This is a genomic window from Marinobacter sp. B-12 (assembly GCF_056857915.1).
Genome location: NZ_JBSXOB010000057.1, coordinates 379,551 through 399,436 on the forward strand (window position 1 = coordinate 379,551; position 19,886 = coordinate 399,436).

Annotated in this window: 14 protein-coding genes; 9 read left to right on the plus strand and 5 right to left on the minus strand. The window is 56.8% G+C overall.

Translation table 11 applies throughout. From position 1 onward, the window contains the following. The first annotated feature begins 149 nt into the window (after nt 1–149). On the plus strand, nt 150–1,640 hold the full coding sequence (gene putP / locus AC13D2_RS13350) for a sodium/proline symporter PutP (protein WP_292049754.1): 1,491 nt from the start codon (nt 150–152) through the stop codon (nt 1,638–1,640). 285 nt (nt 1,641–1,925) lie between these two features. Here the strand turns inward: putP and acnB are convergent, their stop codons facing one another. Continuing rightward, nucleotides 1,926–4,520, minus strand: a complete 2,595-nt coding sequence (gene acnB, locus AC13D2_RS13355; RefSeq protein WP_292049753.1) for a bifunctional aconitate hydratase 2/2-methylisocitrate dehydratase — start codon at nt 4,518–4,520, stop codon at nt 1,926–1,928. Between the two features lie 194 nt (nt 4,521–4,714). Between acnB and AC13D2_RS13360 the strand changes: the two genes are divergently transcribed. Next, on the plus strand, nt 4,715–5,317 hold the full coding sequence (locus tag AC13D2_RS13360) for a MiaE family protein (protein ID WP_300496380.1): 603 nt from the start codon (nt 4,715–4,717) through the stop codon (nt 5,315–5,317). Between the two features lie 13 nt (nt 5,318–5,330). Here AC13D2_RS13360 and AC13D2_RS13365 read toward each other — a convergent pair whose 3' ends face one another. After that, nucleotides 5,331–6,266, minus strand: a complete 936-nt coding sequence (locus AC13D2_RS13365; protein ID WP_300496377.1) for a LysR family transcriptional regulator — start codon at nt 6,264–6,266, stop codon at nt 5,331–5,333. Nucleotides 6,267–6,385: 119 nt separating this feature from the next. Here AC13D2_RS13365 and AC13D2_RS13370 point away from each other — a divergent pair, with 119 nt between their 5' ends. From AC13D2_RS13370 to AC13D2_RS13380, 3 genes are all read left to right on the plus strand, one after another. Beyond that, nucleotides 6,386–7,156, plus strand: coding sequence for a ferredoxin--NADP reductase (locus AC13D2_RS13370; RefSeq protein ID WP_007154058.1), 771 nt, complete (start codon nt 6,386–6,388; stop codon nt 7,154–7,156). Between the two features lie 101 nt (nt 7,157–7,257). Continuing rightward, a complete protein-coding gene (locus AC13D2_RS13375) occupies nt 7,258–7,596 on the plus strand; it encodes a DMT family transporter (RefSeq protein WP_007154057.1) in 339 nt (112 codons plus the stop codon). A gap of 15 nt (nt 7,597–7,611) precedes the next feature. Then, nucleotides 7,612–8,712, plus strand: a complete 1,101-nt coding sequence (locus tag AC13D2_RS13380; protein WP_292049749.1) for a hypothetical protein — start codon at nt 7,612–7,614, stop codon at nt 8,710–8,712. 8 nt (nt 8,713–8,720) lie between these two features. On the opposite strand, the gene AC13D2_RS13385 is transcribed toward AC13D2_RS13380, so the two are convergent. The 3 genes from AC13D2_RS13385 to AC13D2_RS13395 form a co-directional block, all read right to left on the minus strand. Further along, complete coding sequence (locus AC13D2_RS13385; protein ID WP_482938750.1) at nt 8,721–11,345, minus strand: mechanosensitive ion channel domain-containing protein; 2,625 nt, start codon at nt 11,343–11,345, stop codon at nt 8,721–8,723. Nucleotides 11,346–11,483: 138 nt separating this feature from the next. Beyond that, complete coding sequence (locus AC13D2_RS13390; RefSeq protein WP_292049747.1) at nt 11,484–13,280, minus strand: glycerophosphodiester phosphodiesterase family protein; 1,797 nt, start codon at nt 13,278–13,280, stop codon at nt 11,484–11,486. A gap of 33 nt (nt 13,281–13,313) precedes the next feature. Then, a complete protein-coding gene (locus tag AC13D2_RS13395; RefSeq protein ID WP_292049746.1) occupies nt 13,314–15,182 on the minus strand; it encodes an LTA synthase family protein in 1,869 nt (622 codons plus the stop codon). A 99-nt stretch (nt 15,183–15,281) separates the two neighbouring features. Between AC13D2_RS13395 and AC13D2_RS13400 the strand changes: the two genes are divergently transcribed. From AC13D2_RS13400 to AC13D2_RS13415, 4 genes are all read left to right on the plus strand, one after another. After that, nucleotides 15,282–16,163 carry a hypothetical protein gene (locus AC13D2_RS13400; RefSeq protein WP_367187224.1) on the plus strand — a complete coding sequence of 294 codons (882 nt, stop codon included), beginning with the start codon at nt 15,282–15,284 and terminating at the stop codon, nt 16,161–16,163. Nucleotides 16,164–16,423: 260 nt separating this feature from the next. Next, the gene (locus AC13D2_RS13405) at nt 16,424–17,449 is read left to right on the plus strand and encodes an amino acid ABC transporter substrate-binding protein (protein ID WP_300496366.1); all 1,026 of its coding nucleotides are present in this window, start codon (nt 16,424–16,426) and stop codon (nt 17,447–17,449) included. A gap of 93 nt (nt 17,450–17,542) precedes the next feature. After that, the gene (locus AC13D2_RS13410) at nt 17,543–18,730 is read left to right on the plus strand and encodes an amino acid ABC transporter permease (RefSeq protein WP_300496363.1); all 1,188 of its coding nucleotides are present in this window, start codon (nt 17,543–17,545) and stop codon (nt 18,728–18,730) included. Next, on the plus strand, nt 18,730–19,815 hold the full coding sequence (locus AC13D2_RS13415; RefSeq protein WP_300496360.1) for an amino acid ABC transporter permease: 1,086 nt from the start codon (nt 18,730–18,732) through the stop codon (nt 19,813–19,815). Before AC13D2_RS13410 ends, AC13D2_RS13415 begins: the two co-directional genes overlap by 1 nt. Nucleotides 19,816–19,886 lie beyond the last annotated feature (71 nt).

Below are 19,886 nucleotides of genomic sequence, written 5' to 3' on the forward strand. Positions count from 1 at the left end.
TGGGGAGGCTGGCGTTGTAAGCCGTAGCGCCTTGATTACGTGAGTAGTTTAGGGAGTTAAAAAAACAAAGGGTGCGACTACCGGGTTCACCATGGTAAGCGCGCTAAACGGTCGGAGTTGATTCCGTCCAATTGAACTGGAGGAGTTTCATGGCTATTGGTGTTTGGATCAGTCTATTTGCTTACTTTGCGCTCATGATCGCCATCGGCGTTTATGCCATGCGCAGAGCTACGTCTTCATCCGAAGATTACATGTTGGGTGGGCGAGCCCTCAGTCCAAAGGTGGCGGCCCTGTCTGCCGGTGCTTCGGATATGAGTGGCTGGTTGCTTCTCGGGTTGCCCGGGGCGCTGTTTGCATCGGGCCTGGGTTCGGCCTGGATCGGTATCGGCCTGCTTGTGGGCGCGTTCTTTAACTGGACCCTGGTAGCGCCGCGTCTTCGTGAACAGACGGTTCACTACGGCAATGCGATCACCATTCCGTCCTTCCTGGCAAACCGGTTCCCGACACAGGCGCTTTCCCTGCGTACCGTATCAGCCATCGTCATCGTCATCTTCTTCGCGGTCTACACTGCATCCGGCCTGGTTGCCGGCGGCAAGCTGTTTGAAAGTGCGTTCTCCGGCATCTTTAACTTTGGTGGCTTGAGTGACTATGCCGTTGGTATTGTCATCACGCTGGGTGTGGTACTGGCCTACACCGTGGTTGGCGGGTTCCTGGCAGTAAGCATGACGGACTTCGTGCAGGGCTGCATCATGATGCTGGCACTGGTCATTATGCCGGCGGTTGTGCTCTTTGGCGAGGGCGGCGGTGGTTTCGCCCAGGCGTCACAAACCTTGAACGAAGTCGACCCCACGCTATTGTCGTGGACAGAAGGCTTGACGCTTATTGGTTGGCTGTCTGCGGTTACCTGGGGCCTGGGCTACTTTGGTCAGCCCCACATCATCGTGCGCTTCATGGCGATCCGTACGCTTGAAGAGGTGCCGACTGCCCGCAATATCGGCATGTCCTGGATGCTTATCTCTTTGATTGGTGCGGTTTCGCTGGGCGTGTTCGGTCGTGCCTATGCGATCCGCAACGGTATGGACATCCAGGATCCGGAAACGATCTTTATCCTTCTCTCGGACCTGCTGTTCCATCCGCTGATCACAGGCTTCCTCTACGCAGCGCTGCTTGCTGCCGTCATGAGTACTATTTCCAGCCAGCTGCTGGTGTCGTCTTCTTCATTGACTGAGGATTTCTACCGCCTGTTCCTGCGTAAAGAAGCGACCGACAAGGAATGTGTGGGTGTAGGTCGAGTGTGTGTCGTGCTAGTTGGCTTGGTTGCGGCGGTTATTGCATCCGACCCGAATTCTCAGGTTCTGGCACTGGTCAGTAACGCATGGGCAGGCTTTGGTGCAGCATTTGGTCCACTGATTATCCTGTCGCTGATGTGGTCCCGCACGAACGGTGCTGGCGCCATTGCGGGTATGGTTGTGGGTGCTGTCACCGTCATGATCTGGATCTCTCTGGGCTGGAACGGTGAGTTCATGGGTGGTCCTGGCGTGTACGAGATCATTCCTGGCTTCATTGCTGCTTTCATTGCCATTATGGTGGTGAGCTCTGTCACTGAAGATGCCGGTGAATACCAGGCCATCACCAGGTAACAAGGCGCGTTTTCAACGTTCCGAGTTAGAAAAGGGGCTCTTTCGGGAGCCCCTTTTTTATGCTTCTCCCTTCCTGAAATATCCGAGTCATCAGCTCGGGCACGGTGTGGGGTACCTTTTCTGCCGGGAAAAAGGTGTCTGAGCGCAGCGAGTTCTTTTCCCAGAGGAAAAGGTACCCCGCGACGGGCCCAGCCCCCGTCTCAAGCAGGCTACTTATGTAAGACCAAAAAAAACGCCAGCCCGGAGGCTGGCGTTTTCATGGAGCTAAACCGTAAAGGTCAGGTCTTAAGCAACGTTCGCTTCAGACGCCTTCTTGGTGTAGTTCTCCATCTGGTCGAAGTTGAGATACTTGTAGATCTCTTTCGACATGCTGTTCAGGTCCTTGGCGTACTCCATGTACTCCGCCGGAGACGGGAGTTTGCCCAGTACCGCACCAACCGCTGCCAGTTCCGCAGAAGTCAGGTACACATTGGCACCATCGCCCAGACGGTTCGGGAAGTTACGGGTGGATGTGGACAGCACTGTAGACTTGGCGTTTACGCGTGCCTGGTTGCCCATGCACAGGGAGCAGCCCGGCATTTCGGTGCGAACACCGGCGGTGCCGTAGGTGTTGAAGTAGCCTTCTTCCATCAGCTGCGCCTGGTCCATCTTGGTAGGCGGAGACATCCACAGACGGGTCTTCAGCGGCTCCTTGTTCATCTCCAGCAGCTTACCAGCAGCGCGGAAGTGGCCGATGTTGGTCATGCAGGAGCCGATGAACACTTCGTCGACCTTGTCGCCGGCGACTTCGGACAGGAACTTGGCGTCGTCCGGGTCGTTCGGGCAGCATACGATCGGCTCTTTGATGTCAGCCAGATCGATTTCCACAACATGAGAGTACTCTGCGTCCTTGTCGGCACGCATCAGCTTGGGATCGGCAATCCACTCTTCCATCTGCTGGGCGCGACGCTCCAGGGTACGCGGGTCGCCATAACCTTCGGCGATCATCCAGCGCAGCATGGTGATGTTGGAACGCAGGTACTCAGCCACGGACTCTTCAGAGAGGTTGATCGTACAACCGGCTGCGGAGCGCTCAGCGGAAGCGTCAGACAGCTCGAACGCCTGTTCAACGGTCAGGTGCTCAAGACCTTCGATTTCCAGGATGCGACCGGAGAACTCGTTGATCTTGCCTTTCTTCTCAACGGTCAACATGCCTTGCTTGATGCCGTACAGCGGGATCGCATGTACCAGATCGCGCAGCGTGATGCCCGGCTGCATTTCGCCCTTGAAGCGAACCAGAACGGATTCCGGCATATCCAGGGGCATAACGCCCGTCGCTGCGGCAAACGCCACCAGACCGGAACCGGCCGGGAAGGAGATGCCCATCGGGAAGCGGGTGTGAGAGTCGCCGCCGGTACCGACAGTGTCCGGCAACAGCATGCGGTTCAACCAGGAGTGAATGATACCATCGCCCGGGCGTAGGGATACGCCGCCGCGGGTACGGATGAAGTCCGGCATGGTGTGCTGCATTTCAACGTCAACCGGCTTCGGATAGGCAGCGGTGTGACAGAACGACTGCATCACCAGGTCGGCCTGGAAGCCCAGACAGGCCAGGTCTTTCAGTTCATCACGGGTCATCGGACCAGTGGTATCCTGGGAGCCCACGGTAGTCATGTGCGGTTCGCAGTAGGTACCGGGGCGAACGCCTTTGTCTTCTTCCAGGCCGCAGGCCTTGCCGACCATCTTCTGGCCCAGGGTGAAGCCCTTGGTGCCTTCTTCCGGATCATTCGGCAGACGGAAGATGTCCGTTGCGCCCATACCCAGTGCTGCGCGCGCCTTGGCGGTCAGGCCACGGCCGATGATCAGCGGAATACGTCCACCGGCCTGAACTTCGTCCAGAATAACCTCTGACTTGAAGCCGAATTCCGAGATGGTTTCACCCGCCTCGTTCAGGATCTTGCCTTCGTAGGGACGGATGTCGATAACGTCGCCCATGTTCAGGTCGTCAACCGGTGCTTCGAAAACCAGGGCGCCAGCGTCTTCCATGGTGTTGAAGAAGATCGGAGCAACCTTGTTACCGATGCACACGCCGCCGGCGCGCTTGTTCGGTACACCCGGAACGTCGTCACCAAAGAACCAAAGCACGGAGTTGGTGGCAGACTTACGTGAGGAGCCGGTACCGACTACGTCACCAACGAAGGCAACGGGCAGGCCTTTGGACTTGATCTCGTCGATCTGGCTCATCGGGCCGGTAACGCCAGGTTCTTCCGGCTTCAGGCCATCACGCTCCATTTTGTAGGCAGCGCGGGCGTGCAGCGGGATATCCGGGCGGGACCAGGCATCCGGGGCCGGAGAGAGATCGTCGGTGTTGGTTTCACCGGTCACCTTGAATACCACCATTTTGGTGCTTTCCGGTACCTTCTTCTTGTTGGTGAACCACTCGGCGTTGGCCCAGGATTCAATGACGTCCTTGGCAACGGCGTTGCCAGCGTCCATCTTTTCCTTCACGTCGTTGAAGGCATCGAACATCAGCAGGGTACGCTTGAGGTTTTCACCGGCCTGTTCGGCCAGTTCAGAATCGTCCAGCAGGTCGACCAGGGTCGCGATGTTATAACCGCCCTGCATCATGCCCAGCAGATCAACGGCCTTCGGCTTGTCCAGCAGAGGGGACGTTGCTTCACCCTTAACAATGGCGGTCAGGAAAGCGGCTTTGACATAAGCGGCTTCGTCTACACCGGGCGGAACGCGGTTCTCAAGCAGATAGACCAGCGTCTCTTCTTCGCCCGCTGGCGGGTTCTTAAGGAGATCGACCAGAGCGGCGGTTTGCTCAGCGTTCAGAGGCTTCGGGGGAATGCCCAGAGCCTCGCGTTCTGCAACGTGTTCACGATAGGCTTCTAACACGATATGGACCCTCATCAGTTGGAATGTCCCGCGCCGTGGGCGTCGTTGCCTGGCGGGAGTTTTATGGCGAAAAGGCGCTAAGTTGGCGCTGCATTCTATAGGAAACCCCTTATAAAGTTAAGTTGGACTGTGGTCGGATATTGTGGTTTGTTGCGGTATACTGCCGTGCCCGAGAACCCGACCTGCTGTAAACAATGACCGATTCCCTGGACCAGATTCACGATTTCCTGCCCTGCAGAACGCCACAGCGATGGATTGAAAACGCCCTGGCCAATCAGGACCTGATGCTGATTGACCATGCTCACTGTGAGAAAAAAGCAGCTTCCACGGCCCTGAGTTTGATGTATCGCTACGTGGATAACACGGATCTGCTCAACAGGATGTCGCGTCTTGCGCGGGAAGAGTTGCGCCATTTCGAGCAGGTGCTGGCTATCATGAAAAAGCGGGGAGTGAGTTATGGTCACCTGAGCCCGGCTCGATATGCAGCCGGGTTACGGCAGGAAGTACGCACAGAAGATCCCGGTCGGCTGGTGGACGTGCTGATCGTGGGTGCCATTATCGAGGCCCGTTCCTGCGAGCGGTTCGCAGCTCTGGCGCCGCATCTGGATGCGACACTGTCAGATTTCTACACCGGGCTGCTGAAGTCCGAAGCCCGACACTACCGTGACTACCTGACATTAGCCGAGCAGGCCGCAGGGAACCGGGTGGAGGATCGGGTTGCGACCTTCCTCGCGCTGGAGCAACAACTGATTGAGACACCGGACACCGAGTTCCGGTTTCACAGCGGGCCAGTCTGACTGTAAAGCGGGATCAGGAGGATGTCCTGTCGTACAACAAGCCACGCTCCTCCGGAAGTGGTGGATCCTGAAGTTGCTCGCACAGGTCGATCCAGCGGTCGATGCCGGCGCTTCGATATTTCTGTTTGTGCAGGATAAAATAGAAGGTTCGGTCGAACTGCCGTTCCTCCGGAACCTTCAACGGAACAAGGCTGCCCCGCCTGAATGCATCAGCAAGGCACACCCGTGACAGGCAGCCGATCCCAAGGTTGGCCTCCACCGCTCGTTTGATCGCCTCGGTATGCTCGAGTTCCAGCAGTATGTCCAGGTCTGGAAGCAGGCCGTGCATACCGCGTTCGAAGGTCTGTCGTGTGCCGGAACCCTGCTCACGCATCACCCAGGTTGCCGAGCGAAGGTCTGCATCCGAAAGCCTTTCCTTCCGGGCAAAGGGGTGGTCCGGGGAACAGAAGATCACCAGCTCGTCGCCTCGCCAGGGTATAACCTCCAGCTCAGAGGATTGCAGTTCGCCTTCAATCAGCCCGATGTCGAGTTCAAAATCCTTGACGCGCTGGGCAATGGTGCGGGTGTTGGCCACTTCGAGCGCGACTATCGGGTGGGTAGGGGTATTCATGTATTGGGCCATGACGCCGACAGCCAGATAGTTACCAATAGTGAGGGTGGCCCCGACTTTCAGGGCGCCGACTTCGGTATGCTTGCTGAACGCCTGTTCCAGCTCCCCGGCCTGGGCCAGCAAAGCCTCGACCTTTGGCCGATAGAGACGGCCGAGCTCGTTGAGTTGCAGTCGTTTCCCGACCCGATCAAAGAGCTGGATATCGAACTGGCTCTCCAGTTCTTTCAGGGCGCTACTGGCGGCGGACTGAGACATTGCCAGGGAATCCGCCGCACGGGTGATGTTCTGGAAGTGCGCCGCAGCCAGGAAGACCTCAAGTTGGCGGAAGCTAAACTTCATAATCGATAATTCCGAATAAGGTTATGAAAATATCCCATTTTGTCGATAGGTTACCCCTGGGTTACTATTTACACAATGATTTTTACTTATTTGCTAACGGCTAACGAACGGGCGATACCATGAGCAACCTGAATAAAGAGCGTGTAACAAGTGTTCGTCACTGGAACGACACACTCTTCAGCTTCACCACCACCCGTGATCCGGGCTTCCGGTTCAAGAATGGCCACTTCACAATGATTGGCCTGGAAACCGACGGCAAGCCTCTGATGCGTGCCTACAGCATTGCCAGTGCCAACTATGAAGAAGAGCTGGAGTTCTTCTCAATCAAGGTTCAGGACGGCCCGCTGACATCACGTCTGCAAAAAATTGAGGTTGGCGACGAGATTATGGTCAGTCGCAAGCCCACCGGTACCCTGATTATGGACAACCTGCTGCCGGGTAAGAATCTCTGGCTGATCAGCACGGGCACCGGCCTGGCACCGTTTATCAGCATCATCAAGGACCCGGAAGTTTATGAGGCTTTTGATAAAGTCATCGTGACCCATGGCGTTCGCTACAAGTCCGAGCTGGCGTACCAGTCCGAGATTGAGGAACTGCCGAATAACGAATTCTTCGGTGAAATGGTGGATGGCAAGCTGCTTTACTATCCCACGGTCACCCGTGAGGATTTCCGTAACACCGGGCGGCTGACCGACGCTATGGAAAACGGCAAGCTGACGAAGGATCTGGACCTTCCGGAGTTTGACCTGGAGAATGACCGTTTCATGGTGTGTGGCAGCCCCAGCATGCTGAAGGACACCTGCTCCATCCTTAATAACATGGGGTTCAAGGAAGCACGCCATGGTAACCTTGGCCACTATGTGATCGAGAGGGCCTTCGTGGAGCAGTAAATTCTCTGCGTCGCCAGGGTTGATCCCAATGTCCGCAAAACCCCGAAGTGAGAGCTTCGGGGTTTTTGCATTTTGCGCCCGTCAGAAAGGTGAACTGTAGAATGATTCAGTGGGTATATTTGTCGGTGGCTATCGTTGCGGAGGTCATCGGAACCTCCTTTTTAAAAAGCTCTGAGGGCTTCACCCGCCTGGGGCCGTCGCTGGTTGTGGTGGTGTCCTACATCCTGGCGTTCTACTTCCTGGCGTTGACCCTGAAAACCTTGCCAGTGGGAGTGGCCTATGCGGTATGGGCCGGTGCTGGCGTGGCCCTGATTGCGCTGGCGGGTTACCTGTTCTTCGGGCAGACGCTGGACCTTCCCGCCATCCTCGGCATCGGCCTCATCGTTGCCGGCGTTATGGTAATCAACGTATTCTCAGGCAGTATAGGATCAACGCATTGAGCCAGAGGTGGACGTTTGAAGAAGGCCATGGTGATTCTGGGTATCGCGCTGCTGGTTGCCGCAATCGCCAGTGTCGCCTCCGATCCGGTACCCATTGAGCAGAAACTGATTTCGATCCAGGCCCGGGAGGCATTGCCCGGTTTTGATGATATCGGGGACGAGCCTGTTGACGTCCAGGCCGCCATTCTGGACCTGGGGGGCGATCCTCTTCTGCTCCTCAAGGCCCAGGCAGCATTGATGGCACACACTGACATGGCCCGCGCCGTTTTTCCGCTTTATGCGTCCGAGCCGGAATTCCAGGAGGTGTTGCGCACCTATGGGGAAAACGCCCTGCCGCCAATTCACTACTTCCTTCGCCAGCCCATCAGCTCCATTGAATGGATGAACAAGGCTGCCCGTCAGTATGCGCGTGCCAAGGCATACATTTCTGAGTTGCGAGGCAGGGAGCCGGCTCAACTGGAGAAAGCTGATCCTCTCTCCCCGGAAGAACGTGGCTGGTATGCGGTGAACTTTATACACAACGAAGGTCATGATTTTCTTGGGCAATTTTTGGTGGATGACAGTGGTCAGACCCAGTGGATCCAGACTGAGCGGGTGACCGAAGGCATTACCCAGTTTTTTACCAGCGGTGTGCGGAAACTGGAAGCGAGTTACCGCACCGGGGAGGAGATTTCTGCCAGCGATATCGGCTGGGCCTCGGTGGATGTGCTGGTATTCGCCAGTGCGCTGAAAGTACTTCGTGCCGGTCGTACGGCTGTCAAAGCCACCCAGGGAGCCAGGCTTTCAACCCGTTCTGCGGCTCTGGCCGCCCGTATTACCGGTAGTGGGCGACTGATTCTCCGCAGTGCCCGTTATGCGAAATGGCCGGTTATCCTTGGGGCCGGATATCTGGTAGTCACCCATCCCAGTCTGATCAACGATTTTTTTGCCGAAGTGGCAGGCGTGCTTGGGGTACCTCCGGAGGCTATTCAGATCGTAGGCTGGTTGATCATTCTTGTACCGGCCATGTACCTGCTCAGTTGGCTGTTGTGGCCCGCAATTGCGTTGCTTCGGGGTCTTCTGGCGACTCTTTATCGGCTGGCCGGAAGAAGGCCCGACAATTCCGGCCAGCTTTAGCCCCGGATTCACGTGCCCGCGATTGTCTTCACATGAACATCGTGCTGAGGGTAGGGTATCTCAATGCCTGCTTCATGCAGGGCACGAGTGGTCTCGGCGTGAATCTCGTGGGACAGCGGCATAATATCCAGGGGGTCCTTAACGAACACTCGTAGCTCGAAATCAATGCGGCTGTCACCGAGACCGACACAGAAGACCGCTGGCGCCGGGTCCTCCACGACACTCTCATTGTTCTGCGCCACCTTTGTAAGCAGCTCCTGTACCTGGTCCACATCGGATCCATAAGCAACGCCGACGTGCAGTATGACGCGGGTAATCGAGTCAGAGAGGGTCCAGTTGGTCAGATCCTGGGTTACGAAGGTTTTGTTGGGGATGATCTGTTCCTTGCGATCCCAGTCAACCAGTGTGGTTGCGCGAATGCGAATACGTGACACCGTACCCGTGATGCTTCCGATGGTAACAGTATCTCCGACGCGGATCGGGCGCTCGAACAGCAGAATGATGCCGGATACAAAGTTGGCGACAATCTCCTGCAGACCAAACCCCAGGCCCACCCCAAGTGCGGCCACCAGCCATTGCAGCTTGGACCATTGCACGCCGATCACCCCGAGGAAAACCACCACGCCGATCAACACCAGGGTATAGGTGGTCAGGGTGGTAATGGCGTAGCCAGTTCCAGGCTCAAGCTTCATCCGGCTGAGCACCATGACTTCCAGAGTGCCGGGCAGGTTCTTGACCGCGAGTACGGTACCGATACCGACCAGAAGCGCCAGTAACAGGTCTCCAAGGGTAATGGGCAATGGATCGCCACCTTTAAGGTCGGTGACGATGGTCCAGAGTGTTATGTTGTCGAACATCTCCAACGCCGGAATCAGGCCGGCCCAGAGTAGCCATAGGCCGGAAATAACCAGTGCTGAAACCAGGATGCGCAAAAGAGCGGTACTTTGCTGGCTGATGTCCTTGAGGTCCATCTCCGGCATGTCCAGAGTTTGTGGCACCCCTTCGCCCGAGGATTCCGCCGCTTCCTTATTGTCGGCGACTTTGCGTTCTGCCTCGCGGTGTTCCCGCAGCCGCTCAAGAGTCAGGCGACGCTCCCTTACCGAAAGTGCCCGGAGACCGACGTAGAACAGCATGGCGTTAAAGGCTATCCAGCAGATGCTGATGAACAGATTCCGTTCCAGTTCCAGGGCGGTATAGTGATATCCCATTAGTGAGGCCACCACAAGTAACAGCGGCGTTGCAACCGCCAGTATATGCAGGGCGAAGAGGAACCTGTTCTGCGGCCGGTCGGCCCGGACCGCACGCATAATGCGCTGCGCGAACACGGACAGGGCTATGGACGCAGTGGTGAAAAGCAGGCGCCCAAGACTGCCCTCAAATTCGGAGCCATCCGGTGTGGCGGTGGTCGGCAAAATAATGGTGATAGGAATAATCACCGCCAGAAGAAACGGAAGTTCCTGACGAATGGCTCTCAGCGAGTCGATGTGCCAGTGGAAATGGGCGTCTCCCAACCCGCCGCGGCGGGCAACGTTCTTGATAAACGCCAACAGGAGTGTGACAAGGGCTGCCGTGGCCAGGCCCTTGGACAGGGCGGAATAAAAGTTGTTGCCTTCCATCAGCAAAAGCGCTCCGACTGCAAGCACCAGTACGCCGGGCAACGCCAGCAAGACACTGTTGGCAAACGCATACAGCGTAAAGTCGATACGATCCTGGCCGACGTTACCAACGTACTGGCCGTTGGAGTCCAGGTTATGTTTGATGGCTCGTCGCTTGACCAGCAGTAATGCCAGAAGGGTGATCAGAACCGCTATACGGCCGCCGCGCTCCTTAACCGATTTACCAACGGCGTCGCTGAGCGGGTCGACCCGCAAATGACCGGCAAACCGAGCTGCTGCGTTCAACAGTTCCGTGAGGGTTTCCGCTCCCACGACCGGCGCACTGGGCAGCCAGAACAGGCGCTGCTGCAACAGAATCTGATACGCTTCTACGCGATCTTTCAGGGCCGAAACCGTACTGTAATACTCGTTCAGCACCTGGATGTGTTCGGTGACCGCCTTGTGCAACTGGCGGATCAGACTGGCCCTCTGGCTTCTTAGCTGGTCGCGGGCATCGTCGCCCGGGTCGATGATGGCTTCGAACTCCTCCAGTCGCAACTGTTCCTCACGAGCAGTCGATAACTGGTCTTCGATATCCAGAATCAAGTCGTTGGCAATGCCTTGGCGCTTCAGACGTTCAAGCCGCTGCTTGAGGAGATTCGCGTAGTCACCGGTCAGGTTGAGGCCGGCTTTTTCCAATCGGAGTTCAAAACTCTCGTATTCGTCCTTCAACCGGTTGAGGAGAGATTCTGCGTAGGTGAGCCGGTTGCGGGTAGACTCCACTGCAACCAGTCGTTGGTCCAGAGAAGTCCTCAGGGCCTGTATCTGTTGACGGATATCCGCAGTTTCGGTGTCGGGAAGCTGGATCTGCGGTGGTGCCTCGGCTTCTGCTTCCAGTTCGGGCTGGACGGCGGGTCTTGCCTCTTCGGGCTCTTCTTTTTTTTCTTCGATCGCCGTTTCGGTGCCTTCGTCTTCAGTCTTTTCACCGCCTCCGTTATTGTGCTGCTCGGCGTGGGCAAGCACGGCGGAACACAACAAAATTATTGCCCATATCAGACAGAGTGCCCGGAACCAGCGGCAGGAGCATAGGCTTGGGCAGTTCATGTCGGCTCGCTCCTTGCAGTGGGTGGTGACGTCAAGTTCAAGATTAGACCAGTTCCCGTAGGTAATCAGCTGTTACAAAAGCCAGTTGCGAAGTTTGACCACCAGCACTTCGGCGTCGGTCAGTTTATTGCGGCGCTCAAGGAGCTCTGCCAGCACATCCGGTCGGTCGGTAATGATATTGTCGACCCCCATGTCTATAAAGCGGGACATGGCATCCGGACTGTTTACAGTCCATACATGCAGTTCCTTGCCGGACCGGTGGGCTCGCGCAACGGTGGTGGGAGTAACCCTGTTTTGCCGCAGGCCCAGAATGTCGAAACTCTGTTCCCAAAGCGGGCCGACAATGAACTGGGCCAGCAGTGTGGTTTTCAGTTCGGGTGCCAGTTCCCGTGCTTCGGCCAGCACGGACCATTCAGCCGTCGCAATCACGGCGCCTTCAGTGGCCTCCATCCTGTTCAGCAGACTGACCACTTCTCTGGTCAGCGCGGGGGTGTCCGGGTCAGGTTTTATATCAACGTAAAGATAGGCTCTACCACGGGTCTTTTCGATCACTTCTTCCAGTGTAGCTATGCGTTCATTACTGAATTGGGGGGCGAACCAGGCCCCCGCATCCTGCTCGCGAGCCTCTTGCAGAGTAATGTCGGAGATTTTGCCATCCAGCCCGAATACCCGCCTCATATCCGCATCGTGCCAGAGTACTGGCACGCCGTCGGCTGTCATCCGAACGTCAACTTCAATGTAGTCTGCTCCGTCTTCGATGGCCTGTTGAATGGCACTCAAGGTGTTTTCCGGTGCTTTGAGTGCGCTGCCCCGGTGGGCCGTTATGGAAACTTTGTCCTGTTGTTCGAACGATTGGAGTACCAACCAGGCCTGGCCCATGGCCAGCACGACGACCAGCGCTTCAGCGGTCCAGGCCAGAGGGCCTGCCTGTTTCGGCAAACCTTTTGAGGACATGTACGAGCGATGGCCGGTGGCTTGGCGGTAAACGCTGTAAATGAGCATGCTGTAAGCGGCGATACCTGCGAAGGCCAGCGTTATGGTGAAGAGGATATAAAGCGCCACAAAAGTCAGAGTGACGGGCATGAGCAGGTCCATCTGTTCCGGTAACCTGGGCAACAGATAGCTGCCAATGCCCTGAAACGCCAGAGTGACCAGGATCGGGAGTATCGCCAGTCCTGCCAGGCCAGCGAGCAAGGCCCCGGTGGCGGGTAAACGCTGGCCGTGAACGTGGTGGTTGCTCAGCCTGAGCGCTAGCCTGGCGCCATGGCCATCCAGCAGAACCAGCGGAACAGAGAGTACCCAGCGCAGGTAAAGCCAGCCGTTACACACGGCGATTCCCAGCGCTGCAACACCAGCGATGCCCAGGAACCACCAGACTTCGGGTGGCCGTTCCAGCTTCAGGTAGTAGATGTCGTGGGGTGAGATCAGCCACTGGTAACTCACCACTATGGCCAGCAGGAACGGCACAGCGATCAGTGCATGGCCGCCTAATTGCAGCAGGGTGAGGGTGAGTAGTTGTTTGAAACGTTGCGCAAGAGCCCACAGCGTGGCAATGGCTATCCGGTATTCGCGGCCTCCGCCGGAGGCGGCAATCCAGGTCATGCCCGCCTGTTGCAGGATGACCAGGAGAGCGGTCAGGGTCGCCGTTGCGCTAATCCATAGTAAGCCGCCAGGGGACACCACAAACTGCACCAGCCCACCAGTGCTGATGGCGGCGTGACCGGTTATCGGCCGAAGCGCAGCCAGGGCGCTGGAAAAGAGCGGTGCAATGGCGGCCAGAACGAGGCCGGTGAAAAACAGGTAAAAGACCAACAGCGCCCGGCGATGAACGTGCAGGAATGCCAGGGTGTGCAGTGCAAGAATCTTCATTCAGGTAGCCGTTCCCATGTCGAAGTTTCAAGCTCAGGGGTCCTCTGCAGGCTCCATGAGGGCTGCCCTGTTGAACAATGCCGTGCGTTCATCGAATGTCAGAAAAGGTTCTGCATTCGTCGCTTCAAGCGTGCCAAACAGTCGCTCCGGATTAAAGCGCCAGGTGGTGCAGTCAGTCATCAGTTCGCTGCAGCTCAGGAGTTGCCCAGACTCCCTGAGGAAGTACTTGAGCCCCGTGTAGGTGTCCGCCAACAGCAGGTCGCGTTGCTGTTTTGGTTGCTTGACCAGCAGGCTCCGGCCAATCATGTCGCCAGCCTTTGTCCCGAGCCCCGTTGCGTCGAGGATGGTGGGCGGAATATCGATTTGCGCCACGATCTGGTCGCGATTGGCATAGTCCTCGAGCGTATCGCTGTCCGGAGGACGTATCGCCAGCACGCCAACGTTGCTGTTCAGGGGCATGGATTCATGATCTTTGCGAATGAAGCCGCCGGACTCATCGGACGTGATAATGACGAGAGTGTCGTCAAGAATGCCGTCGGACGCCAGGTCGTCAAGAAACTGATTCAAGGCATCTTCCATGGTTTTCATGGCCTTTTTCCGAGCCTCCTGCGGCTCTGGTGTAATGTCCTCGGCATTCAATTCATCGTCCGGTGGTTGCTGTTCCGCCTCTTTTCCGATTTTGAACGGGTGATGGGTGCCCACGTTCAACAAGGTGACCATCCAGGGGCCAGGTTTGGCGTCAAGCTGTCTTAGCCGCTGTGCAACGTTGTTGAAATAGATCGGATCCGGTGGCCCCCAACCTTCCACTTCTTCTCCGGGGCCGTTGAAGATCTTTGCGCCGGTGACATCGATAAATCCGGCCTGCGGCATGAACTCGCCCTTTTGCATATAATCCAGCGGCGCGGCCTGCCAGTAGGCCGTACGGTAGCCATGTTCTTTCAGGTGTTTGGGCATGCAGTCCACCACAACGCGCCCCTCAGCCACATCAACCATTTTCCGTGATTGCCGGCGGAAGTCCGGGTATGCGCCACACAGGATGGCAAAGGTGCCGCGATCTGTCTGACGTTCCATGCTCAGCGAATTCCGGTAGAGACGAAATCCATGACGGCGCAGGTTTTCTTCAAGGCTGGCCAGGGTAACGGTTGGGTCAAGACCGTGATAGCGGCTCAGGCTTGGGAAATAGCCGCCTGACATGCCCTCAATCATGACCAGCAGCACATTCGGGTGGTTCTTCACGATGGGCGCGGCAACCTGGTGACGAAAAAAGCTTGCCGTCTGCAGGGTTTTCAGGGCCTTTTCAGACCCGTTGAGGTCCTCGTCTTCCGTGGACAGTGTCGGGGCGAGTGGCCCGATGATCGCCCCTGGTATCTGGGCGAAGAAGCTGGCGACAACATTGTTTGCGGGCGTTGTAAGGCTCTGGAACGACACGCCATAGATCGCGGCTACGAGGACCGCAACCAACACCTGCCCGGTCCTGCCTGTCGGCACTGCTTCGGGGTCGAGCCGACGGTGCCGCCAATGAAGAAACCCGGCAAGGGAAAGGTAGACGGGAAGCCAAAGCGCGTGAACGTTGATCAGGCTGCCGGTTACAAAGGTCGGATCAACGCCCTTGCCGATCAGTGACAGCTGGAACAGGGTTCCGTGAACGGTGAGGTGCATGCCGGCAACAAACGTTGCGCATCCCAGGACCACGACCAGAATAACCCTGGAAATGCCTCTGGTGATGCATAGCAAAACTGCGAGAACAAACGCACCGGCCAGATCGCCGGCAATCATCGCCAGAGGATTGGGAACGACCCCGCTTTGCAACACATAGCTCGCCCTGACAACAACCAGCCAGCAGAAAGCCAAAACCAGTGTCTGGCGGAAATGTCTGGCCATGAGCCCAGAGAAAAATGTCATAGTGTGGTCCGGTATCGAGCGGCGATTGAGGTCGTCAGCATTGGCGTGAAAGGCCGGGCGCCAAACAAACAGGTTATCGCTACCGGCTGGAGGCTGGCAATGTCGCGCAACGTTTATGAATCACTGGTAATCGGATGGCTGATCATTTTTACCCTGTCAGGGTGCTCCGATGAAATGGATCCCACGCCTGCGGGAGCAGAATCAACAGGTGTGCAGGACCTAAGCGTACCTACGATTACGCTAAATGAAGCTGAACTCGACTGGGTGGGGCAGCAGATTTTTCGAAATGAATGTTCTGCGAAGAAAGTCTGCCTTGTGCACTGGAACAAAGGGGAAGCCTTTCCGTCGCTCGGTATCGGGCATTTTATCTGGTATCCGTCGGCAGTGGAGGGGCGGTTCGTAGAAAGCTTTCCCGCACTGATTCGGTACATGGCGAAGCGGGACGCACCGTTGCCCCGCTGGCTTGCACGGCTGGATCCATTTGACGCGCCATGGCCCGATAGGGCCACTTTTCTCGAGGTGGCAGATTCTGCCCGTGTTGCCGAACTGAGAGAGTTTCTGCTGGCAACCCGGGATCTCCAGGCCGGCTTTATTGTCCAGCGGGCCAGTAGCTCCCTGTTTCGAGTCATACAGGCAGCTCCTGACGCCCAACGATTACGTGTAAAGCGGCATCTTGACGAGCTGGTCGCCACGTCCGGTGGGGTTTATGCCGTCATTGACTATGTGAACTTCAAGGGCGAGGGGTTGTCCGCCACAGAGCAATACAACGGTGAAGGTTGGGGGTTGTTACAGGTGCTTCTTGCCATGAAAGGGGATGACCGGCCCACCCTTGACCGGTTCCGAAGCGCTGCCGCTGAAGTATTGACCCGGCGGGCCGTGAATGCCGACGCTTCGATCGAACGAGAGCGCTGGCTGACGGGCTGGCTCAGTCGTTTGGAAAGCTATCGGGAGCCGGATCATACTTTGGTCGCACCAAAATAATTTGTGAAAACTGGTTCAATTCGCGAACGCCTTCTACTTTATTGGGGAGTGGTTGAGAAATTGCCTGCCCTATGGTCTGTCAGCGAGCACTGATCTGAGGCGTTCGCTGCACAAGGTTGTGGCCAGTAGCGGTTGAGGGTAGTATTCGACACTGCTTGGATGCAAAACAAATACTATAAATCAACACGTTGGTATATCAGGCTCATAAATTGCTAATAATTCGGTGCAGGTCTAACCAACGGAATTTTGGAGATACGATAATGAAGAACGCCAAGTCGATTGCCGTCGGCACAGCCATGCTGTGTGGAGTTTTTACCGCTTCGGTTGCCAGTGCGGCTACGACGCTTGAAAGCGTCAAGGAAAAAGGACATTTGCAGTGCGGTGTAACAAGTGGTCTTCCGGGCTTTTCACAGCCAGACGACAAAGGTAACTGGACCGGTATAGACGTCGACACCTGCCGTGCCGTAGCCGCTGCGATTTTTGGGGATGCCAAGGCGGTCGAGTTCACGCCTTTGACCGCGAAAGAGCGTTTCACCGCACTCCAGTCGGGTGAAATTGACATGCTGTCCCGTAATACCACCTGGACACTTACCCGCGATGCATCGCTGGGTCTCAACTTCGCCGGTGTTAACTACTACGACGGTCAGGGCTTTCTGGTGAACAAGGGCATTGGCGTGGACGATGCCACCCAACTGGACGGTGCGACTGTCTGTATCCAGGCCGGTACAACCACTGAGCTCAACCTGTCGGACTACTTCCGCGCCAAGGGCATGGAATACAAACCGATTGTATTCGACACCTCTGAGCAGACGGTCCAGGGCTTTTCGTCCGGTCGGTGTGATGTGCTGACCTCAGACCGTTCGCAGCTTGCGGCACTTCGCTCCAAACTGTCCGATCCCGATTCCGCCAAGATCCTTCCCAACACCATCTCCAAGGAGCCCCTTGGGCCGGTCGTGCGCCAGGGCGATGACCAGTGGTTCAACATCGTGAAGTGGGTGTTGTCTGTACAGATCAACGCTGAAGAGCTGGGCGTTACCAGCGCCAACGTTGATGACATGCTGAAGTCCGACAACCCGAACATCCAGCGTCTGTTGGGCACCGACGGCGATATGGGAGCCAAGCTCGGCCTGCCGGCTGATTTTGGGGCCAAGACCATCAAGCAGGTCGGTAACTACGGCGAGATGTACGATCGTAACGTAGGCCCGGATACTCCGCTTGGTCTGGAGCGGGGAATCAACGCCCTGTGGACCGAAGGCGGCGTTATGTACGCGCCTCCGGTACGTTAATACCTGAAAGCACCCAGTGGGCGCGCTCCCGGTGGAGCCGCTCGCTGACATCTGTGATTCGTTTCGTCGCGGGCTAGCTTTCCGGGAACATGCATGAAAAAACAAACCTTTGATTCCAAACCCGCGGGGCCAAAGCCCTGGTACGACCCGCGGGTTCGCGCTATTTTTTTCCAGGTAGTAGCCATTGCCCTTGTCTTCTGGGGTGGCTGGGTTCTTATCGACAATACGCTTTCCAATATGGAGAGCCGTGGCATAAGCACCGGTTTCGGGTTTCTTGATGAATCTGCCGGATTCGGCATCATCATGAGCCTGGTCCCCTACGACGCCACCATGTCGTACGGTCGAACCTTTTGGGTCGGCCTCACCAATACTCTTCTGGTGTCGGCAATGGGTGTGGTGACCGCCACCATCCTCGGTTTCATCATCGGTGTCGCCAGGCTTTCAAGCAACTGGCTGGTTGCCAAAGTCTCTCTGGCGTATATCGAAGTGATCCGCAACATCCCCCTGCTGCTGCAGATTTTCTTCTGGTACTTCGCGGTGCTCAGTAGCCTGCCTTCACCGCGACAAAGTGTGGACGTCGGCGGCGCCTTTTTTCTCAACAACCGTGGCCTGTATGTGCCGGAACCGGTGACTCAGGATGGCTTTGGCCTGGTGTGGGGAGGCGTTTTCGCGGCCATTGCAGCCGTCATCGGCATTCGTATATGGGCCAAGAGGCGCCAACTGGCGACCGGAGCGATTTTCCCGACGTTCAAGGTGGGCGTGGGAGTTCTTGTTCTGGTTCCGGTAATGTCGTACCTCCTTGCCGGTCAGCCCCTGGAGTGGGATTTGCCAGCGCTTAAGGGATTCAATTTCGGAGGTGGCATTTCCATCATTCCGGAACTGGCGGCGCTATGGATTGCCTTGTCCCTGTACACTGCCAGTTTCATCGCGGAAATCGTGCGGTCCGGCATCCTGTCGGTCAGCAAGGGGCAGACTGAGGCATCGAAGGCACTGGGTCTCCCAAATGGCCTCACGCTCAGGTTGGTGGTTATTCCCCAGGCGATGCGGGTCATTATTCCGCCGCTGACGAGCCAGTACCTGAACTTAGTGAAGAACTCCTCGCTTGCCACGGCCATCGGTTACCCCGATCTGGTCGCGGTGTTTATGGGAACCACGCTGAACCAGACTGGTCAGGCCGTGGAAGTTGTGGCCATTACCATGGCCGTCTATCTCACCATCAGCCTGTTGATCTCGCTGTTTATGAACATCTACAACCGGGCTGTAGCGATTAAGGAGCGATGATGGCTGAGTCAACCATGAAGGCGCCAAAGCGGCGCATTGGTCCGGTCCGGTGGGCACGGGAGAACCTGTTTTCAAGCTGGCACAACACGATTCTGACCCTGTTGGTGGGCTATCTGATCGTGACCAGCGTGGGTCCCTTGCTCAATTGGGTATTGCTGGATGCGAACTTCCAGGGCAGTGACGCGAGTGACTGTACCGGAGCGGGGGCTTGCTGGCTGTTTATCAATCAGCGGCTTAATTTCTTTATCTACGGGTTCTACCCCGAGGAACTCCAGTGGCGCGTGGACATCATGTTCGGCCTGCTGGCACTGTCTTTCGCGCCCCAGTTCATTGAGCGCTTTCCGGGTCGTAAATGGCTGGGGTTGTTCGGGCTGACCGGGCTGCCGATTGTCGGCTACTTCCTGGTTCCGGGTGGCGTATTTGGCCTGGAGGAGGTCCAGAGCTCGAAGTGGGGTGGGCTGATGTTGACGCTGATTCTGGCGTATATCGGCATCATTGCCTCGTTGCCGATTGGCACCTTGCTGGCACTGGGACGTCGCTCCGAGATGCCAATCATTCGTGGGCTTTGTGTGGTTTTCATCGAGGTGTGGCGAGCAGTCCCGTTAATCACGGTACTGTTCATGGCCTCGGTGATGCTGCCGTTGTTCCTACCGGAAGGCATGAACTTCGAGAAGCTGGCGCGCGCGCTCATCGGCATCACGCTCTGGCAGTCCGCGTATATGGCAGAGGTCATTCGTGGCGGTCTGCAGGCCATTCCCCGTGGACAGTACGAAGCCGCCAGTGCCCTGGGCCTCGGGTACTGGAAGAAAATGGGGCTGATCATCCTGCCCCAGGCGCTCAAGCTCGTAATTCCCGGCATCGTTAACACGTTTATCTCGTTGTTCAAGGACACAACGCTGGTGCTGATTATCGGGCTGTTCGATATTCTCGGCACCGTTCAATCGACGGTTACGGATCCCGCCTGGCAGAACGTGGCCGTGGAGGGGTATGTCTTTGTGGCGTTCTGTTTCTGGGTGTTTTGCTTCGGCATCTCCCGATACAGCCAGAACCTTGAGCGCAAACTTGATACCGGTCACAGAACCTGATGGGTAAACCAATGACAGAACAAACGCAAACTCCTGAAACACAATCGTCACCGTCCTCAGACGTTGGCAAG

Bases quoted from the DNA above. Each gene is read 5' to 3' on its own strand.
- AC13D2_RS13410 (WP_300496363.1), top strand. From the start codon at position 17,543: ATGAAAAAACAAACCTTTGATTCCAAACCCGCGGGGCCAAAGCCCTGG.
- AC13D2_RS13375 (WP_007154057.1), top strand. From the start codon at position 7,258: ATGATTCAGTGGGTATATTTGTCGGTGGCTATCGTTGCGGAGGTCATC.
- AC13D2_RS13400 (WP_367187224.1), top strand. From the start codon at position 15,282: ATGTCGCGCAACGTTTATGAATCACTGGTAATCGGATGGCTGATCATT.
- AC13D2_RS13360 (WP_300496380.1), top strand. From the start codon at position 4,715: ATGACCGATTCCCTGGACCAGATTCACGATTTCCTGCCCTGCAGAACG.
- AC13D2_RS13405 (WP_300496366.1), top strand. From the start codon at position 16,424: ATGAAGAACGCCAAGTCGATTGCCGTCGGCACAGCCATGCTGTGTGGA.
- AC13D2_RS13395 (WP_292049746.1), bottom strand. From the start codon at position 15,182: ATGACATTTTTCTCTGGGCTCATGGCCAGACATTTCCGCCAGACACTG.
- AC13D2_RS13415 (WP_300496360.1), top strand. From the start codon at position 18,730: ATGGCTGAGTCAACCATGAAGGCGCCAAAGCGGCGCATTGGTCCGGTC.
- AC13D2_RS13365 (WP_300496377.1), bottom strand. From the start codon at position 6,266: ATGAAGTTTAGCTTCCGCCAACTTGAGGTCTTCCTGGCTGCGGCGCAC.
- AC13D2_RS13370 (WP_007154058.1), top strand. From the start codon at position 6,386: ATGAGCAACCTGAATAAAGAGCGTGTAACAAGTGTTCGTCACTGGAAC.
- putP (WP_292049754.1), top strand. From the start codon at position 150: ATGGCTATTGGTGTTTGGATCAGTCTATTTGCTTACTTTGCGCTCATG.
- AC13D2_RS13390 (WP_292049747.1), bottom strand. From the start codon at position 13,280: ATGAAGATTCTTGCACTGCACACCCTGGCATTCCTGCACGTTCATCGC.